The 12,592-nt window shown below is 65.4% G+C and carries 10 protein-coding genes; 4 read left to right on the top strand and 6 right to left on the bottom strand.

Annotated elements, in window-relative coordinates:
• Positions 1–17: 17 nt before the first annotated feature.
• Positions 18–629: a bifunctional phosphoserine phosphatase/homoserine phosphotransferase ThrH gene (gene thrH, locus CEW83_RS17175; RefSeq protein ID WP_108950429.1), complete on the bottom strand. Its 612-nt coding sequence runs from the start codon at positions 627–629 to the stop codon at positions 18–20.
• A gap of 166 nt (positions 630–795) precedes the next feature.
• Here thrH and CEW83_RS17170 point away from each other — a divergent pair, with 166 nt between their 5' ends.
• Together CEW83_RS17170 and CEW83_RS17165 are read left to right on the top strand one after the other, a co-directional pair.
• Positions 796–1,998 (top strand): HD-GYP domain-containing protein, encoded by a 1,203-nt coding sequence (locus CEW83_RS17170; protein ID WP_108950428.1) that lies wholly within the window; start codon positions 796–798, stop codon positions 1,996–1,998.
• Between the two features lie 80 nt (positions 1,999–2,078).
• On the top strand, positions 2,079–2,702 hold the full coding sequence (locus CEW83_RS17165) for a hypothetical protein (protein WP_108950427.1): 624 nt from the start codon (positions 2,079–2,081) through the stop codon (positions 2,700–2,702).
• 21 nt (positions 2,703–2,723) lie between these two features.
• Here CEW83_RS17165 and CEW83_RS17160 read toward each other — a convergent pair whose 3' ends face one another.
• The 5 genes from CEW83_RS17160 to CEW83_RS17140 form a co-directional block, all read right to left on the bottom strand.
• A complete protein-coding gene (locus CEW83_RS17160; RefSeq protein WP_108950426.1) occupies positions 2,724–3,620 on the bottom strand; it encodes a DMT family transporter in 897 nt (298 codons plus the stop codon).
• Positions 3,621–3,778: 158 nt separating this feature from the next.
• A complete protein-coding gene (locus tag CEW83_RS17155) occupies positions 3,779–4,663 on the bottom strand; it encodes a DUF6279 family lipoprotein (protein WP_108950425.1) in 885 nt (294 codons plus the stop codon).
• A 61-nt stretch (positions 4,664–4,724) separates the two neighbouring features.
• On the bottom strand, positions 4,725–5,777 hold the full coding sequence (locus CEW83_RS17150) for an FAD:protein FMN transferase (protein ID WP_108950424.1): 1,053 nt from the start codon (positions 5,775–5,777) through the stop codon (positions 4,725–4,727).
• Entirely contained in the window at positions 5,774–6,730 is a 957-nt protein-coding gene (gshB, locus tag CEW83_RS17145; RefSeq protein WP_108950423.1) for a glutathione synthase, read from the bottom strand. Before gshB ends, CEW83_RS17150 begins: the two co-directional genes overlap by 4 nt.
• Positions 6,731–6,958: 228 nt before the next feature.
• Positions 6,959–7,426, bottom strand: a complete 468-nt coding sequence (locus CEW83_RS17140) for an Lrp/AsnC ligand binding domain-containing protein (RefSeq protein WP_108950422.1) — start codon at positions 7,424–7,426, stop codon at positions 6,959–6,961.
• Between the two features lie 181 nt (positions 7,427–7,607).
• Here CEW83_RS17140 and putA point away from each other — a divergent pair, with 181 nt between their 5' ends.
• Entirely contained in the window at positions 7,608–11,276 is a 3,669-nt protein-coding gene (gene putA / locus CEW83_RS17135; RefSeq protein WP_199915151.1) for a trifunctional transcriptional regulator/proline dehydrogenase/L-glutamate gamma-semialdehyde dehydrogenase, read from the top strand.
• Positions 11,277–11,418: 142 nt separating this feature from the next.
• Entirely contained in the window at positions 11,419–12,513 is a 1,095-nt protein-coding gene (locus tag CEW83_RS17130) for a branched-chain amino acid ABC transporter substrate-binding protein (RefSeq protein WP_108950420.1), read from the top strand.
• Positions 12,514–12,592: the final 79 nt, after the last annotated feature.

The following is a 12,592-nucleotide window of genomic DNA, read 5'->3' as shown; positions in this document are numbered from 1 at the left end:
AGCTCGGGTCTGGGGGTTCAGGCGGTACGGGCAAAAGCCTTGTCGATTTCAGCGCGCAGGCCGGCGTAATCGCGCACAACCGGATATTGCGGAAACTCGCGGATGACGTTTTCCGGCGGGTGGAACAGGATGCCGCCGTGGGCCTCGCCCAGCATGGCGGTGTCGTTGTACGAGTCGCCCGCGGCCACCACCTTGAAGTTGAGCTCCTTGAAACGCTGCACTGCCTCACGCTTCTGGTCGGGCATGCGCAGATGGTAGTTGACCAGAATGCCTTCAGCATTGGCTTCGAGGCTGTGACAGAACAGCGTCGGCAGACCGAGCTGCTGCATCAGCGGCTTGGCGAACTCGTAGAAGGTGTCGGACAGGATGATGACCTGGTAGGTCTCGCGCAGCGCGTCCAGAAACTCGCGCGCCCCGGCCATCGGCCCCATGCTGGCGATCACCGCCTGAATATCGGGCAGGCCGAGATTGTGCCTGGCCAGGATATCGAGGCGGTACTTCATCAGGGTGTCGTAATTCGGCTCGTCGCGCGTGGTACGCCGCAACTCGGGGATGCCGGTCCGCTCGGCGAATTCGATCCAGATTTCCGGAACCAGCACACCTTCTAGGTCTAGACAGACGATTCGCACCGGGCGCTCCTGTAGGCAGAATTTGACGGAAGGCGGATTCTATCATCGACACGCTCCCGACTTCTCTTGACCACAGCGAGGAGAAATGCGCAGCGGCACGATTAATCCACTGGAAGCAAACCGGTGCTCGGCACATACTATGCGAAAAAGTTCATATGCCAGCCCAATGATCAAACTCATCCCGGTCGAAAAGCTCCAACCCGGCATGTTCATCCACGACCTCAACTGCGGCTGGATGGAACATAACTTCGTACGTAACAGCTTCGCGGTCGATGACTCGAAGACGGTGGAGAAGGTGCTGGCACTGGGCACGCACGAAATCTACATCGACACCGGCCGCGGGCTGGATGTCGTCGACGCCCCCACGCTGGAAGAAGCGGCACACCAGGTCGATGAGCAGATCGAGGCCATCGCCACCAGCGCCGTGATGCCCATCGAACCGGTCTCGCTTGCCGACGAAGTGCGCCGCGCGAAGACGCTTCATCGCGAGGCCAACGTCATCGTGCGCAACATGATGGGTGACATCCGCCTGGGCAAGCAGATCGAGCTCGAAAAGATCGAACCTCTGGTGAGCCAGATCGTGGACTCGATCTTCCGCCAGCAGGACGCCCTGCTTCCTCTGTCCCTGCTCAAGAGTCATGACGAATACACCTTCCAGCACTCGGTATCGGTGTGCACGCTGATGACCTCCTTCGCCCGCGCGCTCGAACTGCCGCGCGAGATCATCCACGAGATCGCGATCGGTGCCCTCCTGCATGACGTGGGCAAGGCAAAGGTGCCGGACGAGATTCTCAACAAACCGGCCAAGCTGACCGACGCCGAGTTTGACAAGATGAAGTCGCACGTGGTGCAGAGCAAGCTCATCCTCATGGGCACGCCCGGCATCAGCGAAATCGCCCTCGATGTCGCGGCACAGCACCACGAGCGCTTCGACGGCACGGGCTACCCGAACAAGCTGAAGGGCGAACAGATCAGCCTCTACGGCCAGATGGGCGCAATCGTCGACGTCTACGACGCGCTGACCTCCAACCGCTGCTACCACAAGGGCCGGCCGCCCACCGAGGCGCTGCGCAAGCTGCTCGAGTGGAGCAAGTTCCACTTCAAGCCCGAACTCGTGCAGGCCTTCATCCGCACCATCGGCATTTACCCCTCGGGCTCGCTGGTGCGGCTCGAGAGCGGTCGCCTCGCGGTGGTGCAGGAACAGCACACCGACAAGCTGATGCAGCCGTCAGTGAAGGTAATGTTCCATACCAAGGGCCACTACCTGACCCCGGAACTCGTCGACCTGCGCCACTCCCAGGACCGCATCGTCGCGCACGAATCCTTCGAAGACTGGAAGATCGACCCCGCACAATGGCAGCCTGCCTGACAGCACGATCACGTTTGGAAACGCGCCAACGGGGATAAAGGCGCTATCCTACGCATCCCGTCACGCGACCCTGTTCTCGCATGCCCATCAGCCCGACTTTCCGTATTGCCGCCAGCACGCTGCTGCTGTGCCTCCTCACCCCGCTCTCGCAGGCCGCCGACTCGAGCGCAGCGGACGACGAGCGCGCCAGCCGCCTGAAGGATGAGGCCGCACAACTGCGCGACCAGGCCGAAGCCACCTATCAGGCCACCGAACCGCAGTGTTATGAGCGCTTCCTGGTCAATCGCTGCATCGACGCCGCCAAGCAGGCACGACTCGACGACATCCGCCGTGCCCGCGCGCTCGAATCCGAAGCACGCAAGCTGGAGCTTGCCGCGCGTCAGCGCGCAGCCGACGAAGCCATGCGCAACAATCCTGGCGCGCCCCAGCAGGCACCGGCCACCTCGCCCGCGGCCGACCCTACGATTCGTGCAACGCCCGAAGCCGAGCGCATGCGCAGCGAACGCAGCAAGGCGGCCGCAGAGGCGGAGCGCGAAGCGGTAAAGGCGCGTGCCACCCAGGACGCCGAACGTGCTGCCGAGCGCAGCAAGGCGCAGGAGGCTGCCGCGCAGCGTGCGGAGCAGGCCGCCCGCGAACGTGAGCGCTACGACGAGCGCATTCGCGAATACGAAGAGAAGAAGGCGCGCGACGCCTCCGGGCGCTGACCCCCTGCCACGCGGGCAGCCTCAGGCGGTCCGCGCCGGGCGGTTGGCAACCCAGATTCCGAGTGCAACCATCCCCAGTGCCATGAAGACGGCCGGCGTTGGCGTTTCGCCAAGCAGGACGCTGCCGGCCACCACGCCCATCACGGGGGTGAGGAAGGAAAACGAGGACAGGCGGGTGATCGGGTAGTTGCGAATGAGCCAGAACCAGCCGATGTAGCTCGCGGTTGCGACCACCAGGATCTGAAAGGCGAGACTCGCCCAAACCATCGGCGACGGCGCGAAGACGCCCGCTTCGCCAAAAGCGAGCGCCAGAATCGGCAGCACGACGGCCGAGACCGCCAACTGGTAGAGCAGCATCTTTTCCGGCGCTGCACGCGCCAGCGTCGACACCTTGATCGTCAGCGTGGTCCCGGCCCAGAACACGGCGGCAGCGAACATCATCAGATCACCCACCCAGGTGCTCTCCGCGGGCAGCAGCAGGCTCTCGCCGAACAGGGCCAGCACGCCGACGAAAGCCATCATCATGCCGGCCCACTGCGCCGGCCGCATGTGTTCCTGCGGCAGCAGCCAGACCGCGCCCATCGCAACCATGAAAGGCGCGGTATACAGAAAGATCACGCCACGCGATGCCGTGGTGTATTCCAGCGCCCAGTAGAGCAGCCCGAACTCGAGCGAGAACAGCAGTCCGGCGAGCAGGCCGGGCAACAGGGTGCGATCACGCTCAAACAGACGCACCCCGCGCAGCACGGACCACAGCATCACCAGCACAACCGCCCCGATCGAACGCAGCCCCGCCTGCCACACCGGCGAGATACCGGCGTTGGCATACTTGATCACCACTTGCTGGCTACCCCACACGGTGCAGAAAATCACCATCAGGACAATGGCGAAACGGTCTAACTGGATCTTGGGTGGCATGCCTTGTCTGCAAATCTGTGCGCTTGTCCGGGCCCGCAAGTATAGGGGTTACGGACATGACAAACGCAGCGCCCGAAAAAAATGCACCAGACTGGGGCGAAGCTCGCGATGCACAGGCCCGGCAGCGGCTTCACGCGCCGCATTACCGCAGGCACGTGTCAGCGGCCCCCGATCGATGCGGTTCGCAGCGGCGTATCGGTGCAGGCAAGCTGCTCGAACTGCGCCGCCCAGCCCGCGATCTCGTTGACCAGATGGGTGCGCTGCGCCGGGCTCGCCATGTTGAAGATGTCAGCCAGCAGGTCGAGCGTCTGTTTGCGGTTGCGGGCGACATCCGCCCGGTAGTCTGCCGCCCACAGCGAGTCCGGCTCAAGCAGCAGCGCGCCCACGCGGGACTCGAAATCAGGCGCCTGCCGCTGTGCCAGCACCTCGATCAGGGCCCCCTGCCAGCGCGCACGGTGGTGCAGCCAGGCTTCGGTCGTGGGCGCCAGCCCGGCGCTCCAGGACGCGACCCGGCTGCGCTGTGCCGCACTGAGCGGGCCGAACCAGGTACGCAGACGCTTTTCCATGCGCTCGATCTGGCGCGCGCGCAGGGCATCCGGCGTGCCCTCGAGGAATTCTTCGCGGGTCTCGTCGTTCCGTCGCGCAAACGCCTCGCCGAGTTCCTTCACCTGAGCATCGCTCAAGGCGGCGAGCAGGACGCCGGCGTCCGGGGTGATCTCCTTCATCAGTACCCGCCAGAAGGCCTCGCCACGCTGCAGATAGGCGTCCAGGATCGGCGCACCCACGACCTCGTTGCCGCCCAGATCGCGCTCGACCTCGCGCAGCAGGCCCGAGTAGGCGGTCAGCTGACTGCTGCAATGCCAGGCCAGGCGCGCTTCGAGGCGGGCATCGAGGAGCCGCTTCTGCGTCCGGTCCAGACTGACGTAATCACCCACGTACCAGGGCAGCAGCCAGTCGAGCTGCGAATAGGCGAAGCGCAGCCCGCAGCCGCCCAGCAGCAAGGCGCAAATTGTCAGGACGAGGAGTCGCAGACGAACGGACATGAAGTCTGAGAGCGCATGGCGCGCTCAAGGTTCGCGCCAGCAGCGCGCTTTCGAGGCGCGCCTAGTCGACCACCACGGCATCCACCGGCGCCGGAAACTGCAGTCGTGCGCGCAAGGCACGGGTGACCTCGACATTGCCCGCCGCATCGACGCGCAAGGCATGATCGATACCGAAATGACGCGTCTGCTCGCGCCAGCCTTCATTGGCCAGATAAGCGGGCTTGCTTGCCGCATCCGACAGCGTGCCGGCGGCCTCACGCGGCGTGATCAGCACGGTGAGCGACTGCGTGCCATGGGCAGGCTGTCCGGTGCGCGGGTCGAGCAGGTGCGCATAGCGCTCGCCGTCGAGTTCGAAATAGCGCTGGTAGTCGCCCGAAGTGCCGACCGCCTCGCCGTCGTACAGCGGCATGGTTGCGAGCGGCGCCGGGGCGCGCGGATGCTGGATGCCGATGCGCCAGGGCTGATCGCCCTTCTTCCCGAGCGCCATCACATTGCCACCGATATTGATCAGCGCGTTGGTGATGCCCTGTTCGCGCAGCAGGGTCGCCGCACGGTCCAGCGCATAGCCTTTGGCATAACCACCCAGATCAAGCTGCACCGCCGGATTGCGGCTGCTGACACGGCGGCCGTCGATGTCGAGGTCGCTCATCCGGGGCCGCGCTGCGACCAGTGCGGCGAGCTTCTCCGGGTCGGGGCGCACGGGCACAAAGGTATCCGTGTGAAAGCCCCACAGTGCGATCAGGCTGCCAAGCGCCGGATCGAAGAGTTCGTCACCCGCTGCGGCCATGCGCTGTGCGTCGCGCAGCATCGTTGCCAGCTCTTCCGACACCTCCAGCGACTCGCCGCGCGCGATCGCCTCGTTCAGCGCGGTAAGTTCGGAGGGCTCCCAGGCATGATAGGCACGGTGAAGGCGGTCGAACTCGCGCAGCACCAGCGCACCTGCGGCGTCGGCTTGGGCCTTGTCGTCCCCGTACACCGCGACATCGACGCGGGTACCGAAGACGTAGGATTCCTGATGAAAGACCTGCGGCCGCGCGCAGCCGCCCAGCAGCAGCGCGCACACGAGCACGAACAGGGCCGCCCGCAGGCGGCCGAAACCTGCGGCAAGACTCATCCGGCGCAGGCCTCTTCCAGCGTGTCGATCACCAGCCCTGCCACGTCAAAGCCCTGCTGATCCGCGATCTCGACCATGCAGGTCGGGCTGGTGACGTTGATCTCGGTCAGGTGACCGCCGATCACGTCGAGCCCCACGATCAGCAGTCCGCGTGCCCACAGGATGGGCGCCAGGTACTCGGCAATCTCGCGCTCGCGCGCGGTCAGTTCCATGGCCACGCCACGCCCACCCGCAGCAAGGTTGCCGCGCGTTTCGCCCTGCTTCGGAATGCGCGCCAGCGAATACGGCACGACCTTGCCGCCGATGATCAGCACGCGCTTGTCACCTTCGGCGATCTCGGCCAGGTAGCGCTGCGCCATGATGGTGCGGCTGCCTTCATGGGTCAGGGTTTCGACGATCACGTTGCGGTTGGGGTCGTCGGCACGCACACGGAAGATCTGGCTGCCGCCCATGCCGTCGAGCGGTTTGAGGATGACGTCACCGAGCTCGTCGATGAAGGCATGCACATCCGCCGGGTCGCGGGCCACCATCGTGGTGGCGGTGAATTGAGCGAACTCGGTGATTGCGATCTTCTCGGAGTGGTCGCGAATCGAGCGCGGGTCGTTGAAGACCCGCACGCCGGCCTGCGCGGCACGCTCGAGCAGCCAGGTGGCGGTCACGTACTCGAAATCGAAGGGCGGGTCCTGACGCATCAGCACCGCATCGAAGGCAGACAGCGGCATTGCCAGCGCCTCGCCGGCGGTGTACCAGTCGTAATTGTCGGTGCGCACCGTGAGCGGCACGCTGCTGGCCACCACCACGCCCTCGCGCCAGGTCAGGGCTTCACGCCGGATCGCCCACACCTCGTGCCCGCGCGCGGAGGCTGCGCGCATCATCGCCACGCTGGAGTCCTTGTACGGCTTGAGCCCTTCGATCGGATCCAGAATGAAGGCAAGCTTGAGCGGACGGGTCATTATCAGGGTTCCTAGAGCGGGCGGTTTGCATCACGGGGATTCATCGATGATGTCCGCCCCACCGGGCGCACACTGCGCTCGCCGCCAACATGGAGACGGAACATCACCCCATCCGGACAGCGCCCCGAGGCGGCCGGACGGGCCAGCCGGAATGTTACACCAAGGGCCCGCCCCTACCCGCCCTGCGCGGCGCCCGTAACAGGCCCGAACGGCCAGTCGCCCCCACGCTCAGGCGTCCACCCGGCTCAACGGCAGGCAGCGCTCATCCTTCACCACCTCCATCACCACATAGGTGTGGGTCTGCTTGACACAGGGCAGCTCGGAAATGCGCTCCCCCATCACCTTGCGGTACTCAGCGATATCGCGCGTCCGGACCTTCAGCAGGTAGTCGAAGTCACCCGCGATCATGTGACAGGACTCGATCTCGGGAATGGTCTTGACACCCTCGTTGAATCGCTTCAGATCATGCGCCGTGGTGCTCGACAGCAGCACCTGCACCACGACGATGTGCGCCGCGCCCACGGCCTCGGGGTCGAGCGCCGCGTGATAGCCACGGATCACCCCCTGCTTCTCAAGCCGCCGCAGGCGTTCGGCGCACGGCGTCTTGCTCAGGCCCACACGCCGGGAGAGCTCCACCATCGAGATGCGGGCATCGGCCTGCAATTCACCCAGAATCTTCAAATCGATTCGATCCATTGCACCGCAGCAGACTTTTCGACTGCCGACAAAATGAAAAGAAGTCATTTTGCCTGTATTAACTGCATCTTTGGAGCCATTAACTATTCTGAATCAAGAACAATTCGACTTCGGACATGCAAACGCAAATGTCCCTTCGTAGCAGCGACAACCTTGAACCGTGATACCAGGAGTACGCGTCGTGACCCAGCCCGAGTTCCAGCCTGAAACCGCAGCCTTGCCAGTCGAGCCGCGCTCCGCCCTGCGCAAGCGCATCGACACCGCATGGCGCACGCCGGAACCCGAGTGCATGCCGGAGCGGATCTCCGAGGCACGGATGGAAGCGGGGTTGCAGACACGTACCCACGACATGGCACATCAACTCGTGGCCGGCCTGCGCAACAAGCGCAGCCGCTCGAGCGGCGTCGACGCGCTGATGAAGGAATTCTCGCTGTCGAGCCAGGAAGGCGTGGCATTGATGTGTCTCGCCGAAGCCCTGCTGCGGGTGCCGGACAAGGCCACCGCCGACCGCCTGATTCGCGACAAGCTGGCGAAAGGCAACTGGCGCGCCCACATCGGCAACAGCCCCTCCCTGTTCGTCAATGCCGCGACCTGGGGCCTGCTCATCACTGGCAGACTGGTGTCGACGAGCAGCGAGAAGAACCTGTCTACCGCGCTCAACCGCATGCTCAGCCGCGGCGGCGAACCGCTGATCCGCAAGGGCATGGACCTGGCGATGCGCATGCTGGGCGAGCAGTTCGTCACCGGGCGCGACATCGAAGAGGCGCTGGAGCGCGGCCGCGCGACCGAAAAGCGCGGCTACCGCTACTCCTTCGACATGCTGGGCGAAGCGGCGATGACGGCAGACGACGCACATCGCTACCTCATCGCGTACGAAACCGCCATTCACGCCATCGGCAAGGCCGCCGCAGGACGCGGCGTGGTCGACGGCAACGGCATCTCGGTCAAGCTCTCGGCGCTGCATCCGCGCTACGTCTGGTCGCAGCGCGAGCGCACGCTGGCCGAGTTGCTGCCGCGGCTGAAGTCGCTGTGCATGCTGGCGTGCAAGTACGACATCGGTCTCAACATCGATGCAGAGGAAGCCGACCGCCTCGACCTGTCGCTCGACCTGCTCGAAGCCCTGGCCCTGGACCCCGAGCTGGGTGACTGGCAGGGGCTCGGCTTTGTCGTGCAGGCCTACCAGAAGCGCGCGCCCTTCGTGCTCGACTGGATCATCGAACTTGCCCGTCGCAGCGGTCGGCGCATGATGGTGCGCCTGGTCAAGGGCGCCTACTGGGATGCCGAGATCAAGCGCGCCCAGATCGACGGCATGGATGGCTATCCGGTCTACACCCGCAAGGTCTACACCGACGTCGCCTACCTCGCCTGCGCCAAACGCCTGCTTGGCGCCCGCGATGTGATCTACCCGCAGTTCGCCACCCACAACGCACACACGCTGGCGGCGATCTTCAACCTTGCCGGGCCCGACTACCAGACCGGCAACTACGAGTTCCAGTGCCTGCACGGCATGGGTGAGCCGCTGTACGACCAGATCGTCGGCAACCCGGATCGCCGTCGCCTGGTGCGCATCTACGCCCCGGTCGGCAGCCACGAGACCCTGCTCGCCTACCTCGTCCGCCGGCTGCTCGAAAACGGCGCCAACACCAGCTTCGTCAATCGCATCGTGGACGAGAACGTGCCGATCGAGGAACTGATCGCAGATCCGGTCGAAGAGGCGGAGCGCCTTGGCGGCGCCCCTCACCCCCGCATTCCGCTGCCGGCCGAGCTTTACGGCGCCTGCAGGCTCAACGCCGCCGGCGTCGACCTGGCGAGCGAACCGGTGCGCGAACGGATCGCTGCCGCACTGGTGGCAAGCCGCAGCCAGCCCCACTTCGCCGCCCCGATGGTGGCAGGCGCCCACGCCGCAACCGCGACCGGTGCAACGGTGCGAAATCCTGCGGATCACGCCGATGTCGTCGGCCATGTCATCGAAGCCGGCAAGGACGATATCGAAGCCGCACTCGCCGCTGCAGCCGAGGTTGCCACGGCCTGGGCAACCCTCGCCCCCGGCGAACGTGCGGACTGCCTGGTACGCGCTGCGGCGCTGCTGGAACGCGATGCCAGCGCGCTGCTGGCGCTGACCGTGCGCGAAGCCGGAAAATCCTGGTCCAACGCGGTGGCAGAGCTGCGCGAAGCAGTCGATTTCTGCCGCTACTACGCCGAAGAGGCGCGCAGGTTCGACAACGGCACCCATGCGGCACTCGGTCCGGTGCTGTGCATCAGCCCGTGGAACTTCCCGCTGGCCATCTTCAGCGGCCAGGTTTCGGCTGCGCTGGCTGCAGGCAACCCGGTGCTGGCCAAGCCTGCCGAGCAGACGCCGCTGATTGCCGCCGCCGCCGTACGCCTCTTCCACGAAGCCGGCATCCCCGCTGCGGCGCTGCAGCTGCTGCCGGGCCGCGGCGAAACCGTTGGTGCGGCACTGGTATCAGATCCGCGCGTGCGCGCCGTGATGTTCACCGGCTCGACCGAGGTGGCACGCCTGATCAAGCGCAACCTCGCCGCACGGGGCGGGAACATCCCGCTGATCGCGGAAACCGGCGGGCAGAACGCGATGATCGTGGACTCCACCGCGCTTGCCGAGCAGGTGGTGGTCGATATCCTCGCCTCCAGCTTCGATTCGGCCGGCCAGCGCTGCTCCGCACTGCGCGTGCTGTGTGTGCAGGAGGACGTCGCCGACGGCATTCTCAACATGCTGCAGGGCGCGCTGCGCGAACTCAGCATCGGCGATCCGGCCGATGTCCGCACCGATATCGGCCCGGTGATCGATGCCGAGGCCCGCGAGGGACTCGAGCGCCACGTCAGCGCCATGCAGCTCGCAGGCGCGCGCATCACCCGGCTCGCGCTGCCGGATGCCTGCAGCAAGGGCAGTTTCGTCGCCCCGACCATCATCGAGATCGGTAGCATGGGCGAACTCGGACGCGAGCAGTTCGGCCCCATTCTGCATGTGCTGCGTTACCGCGTCGCCGACTTCGACCGTCTGATCGACGCCATCAACGCCAGCGGCTACGGCCTGACCATGGGTGTGCATTCGCGCATCGACGAAACCATCGCGCGCGTCGCGGAGCGCGCCCATGTCGGCAACCTCTATGTGAACCGCAACATCATCGGCGCCGTGGTCGGCGTGCAGCCTTTTGGTGGCGAAGGCCTGTCGGGTACCGGCCCCAAGGCGGGCGGCCCGCTGTACCTGCATCGCCTGTTGCGACGCAGCCCCGGACCGATGCTTGAGGGCGCTGGCCAGACGGCCGACAGCGAGGCCTTCCGCAGCTTTGTGGACTGGCTCGAAGGCGATGCACGCGCACTGATCGAAGGCGACGACATCGCCGTGCTGCGCGACCGCGCGGATGCCTACCGGGAACGCCGGCTGGCGGGCCTGCGCCTCGTGCTTCCCGGGCCCACGGGCGAGGACAACAGTCTGCGCTTCGAGCCCCGCGGCCTGCTCGCGGGTGCGGCCGACAGCTGTGCCGGCTACCTGCATCAGATTCTTGCCGCGGTTGCGACCGGCAACCGCATCGTGTTCGCCGACAGCCCCTTGATCGGGCGCCTGCAGCAATGCCTGCCCCCTGCGGTTGCCAGCCAGGTGAGCGTGGACGAGAAGTGGCTCGAAGCCCCCTTCGGCGCATTGCTGTTCGACGGCACCGAACCGGAAGCCGACACCTGGCGCAAACGCCTGTCCGAGCGTGACGGACCGCTGGTGGCACTGGTGCAGCCGGAACCGGAGTACGACCCGAGCACGCTAGTCCATGAACGCACGCTCAGCATCAACACGGCTGCAGCCGGCGGCAATGCCAGTCTCATGGCAATGGGCGCATGACGAACCTGAAGAACTAGGGCAGACACGGATTGTTTTAATCCGCGCCTGACTTAACTTACGGGACCTGCGCGGGCGATGGTGCCCGCACAAGTCCCGTAACCACGCAGTACCAGTAGAACCACTGCAAAAGAGGAGATCACCCATGAAAAAAACCCTGCTCGCCACTGCCTGCATCGCCTTCGGCGCCCTGTCCACTCCTGCGCTGGCCGACCTGACCGTCGCCATCGCCGGCCCGATGTCCGGCCAGTACGCGTCGGCCGGCGACCAGATCCGCAAGGGTGCGGAAATGGCCATTGCCGACATCAACGCCCGCGGCGGTGTGCTGGGCGAGAAGCTGAAGCTGGAAGTCGGCGACGATGCCTGCGACCCGAAGCAGGCCGTCTCGGTGGCCAACACCATGGTCAATCGCAACATCGTCTTCATGCACGGTCACTGGTGCTCGAGCTCGACGATTCCGGCCTCCGATGTCTACAACGAATCCGACATCCTGATGGCGACCGTATCGACCAACCCGCAGGTCACCGAGCGCGGTCTCAAGAACGTGTTCCGCATCATGGGTCGTGACGACCAGCAGGGCCTCGTTGCCGGCGACTATCTGGCCACCAAGTTCAAGGGCAAGAAGATCGCCGTACTCGACGACAAGAGCGCCTACGGCAAGGGCCTCGCCGACGAGATCGCCAAGGCCATGACGGCCAAGGGTGCCAAGCCGGTGCTGCGCGAGTCGATCACCGCGGGCGAAAAGGATTACTCCGGCATCGTCACCAAGCTCAAGCAGGCCGGCGTCGAAGTGCTGGCCTACGGCGGCTACCACACCGAAGTGGCGCTGATCCTGCGTCAGGCCCAGCAGGTCGGCCTGCAGCTCACGGTGATGGGCGGCGACACCATGACCAACTCCGAGCTGGTCACCGCTGCCGGCCCCGCAGCCGACAACGTGATGTTCACGTTCTCGCCCGACCCGCGCAAGAACCCGGACGCAGCCCCGATCGTGGAGAAGTTCCGCGCCGCGAAGATCGAGCCTGAAGGCTACGTGATGTACGCCTATGCCGCGATGCAGCTGTTCGAGCAGACCGCAACCCAGGCCAAGAGCACCAAGTACTCGGCCCTGGAAAAGACCATGCGCGGCGGCACCTTCAAGACCGTGATCGGCGACCTGTCCTTCGACGCCAAGGGGGACCAGAAGGCACCGGGCTTTGTCGTCTATCAGTGGAAAGACGGAAAGTACGACTACGCGAAGTAATCGCGATCCCGCCCACCGGGCGGTGCGTGACACCGGTCTTCGGGCCGGTGTCTCCGCCCTGTGACTGAAGCGCGGCAGC

It is taken from the genome of Parazoarcus communis (assembly GCF_003111645.1).
In the GTDB taxonomy this organism is placed as follows: domain Bacteria; phylum Pseudomonadota; class Gammaproteobacteria; order Burkholderiales; family Rhodocyclaceae; genus Parazoarcus; species Parazoarcus communis_A.
The sequence above is the reverse complement of the archived record's forward strand: the minus strand, read 5'-3'. Positions and strand labels throughout refer to the sequence as shown.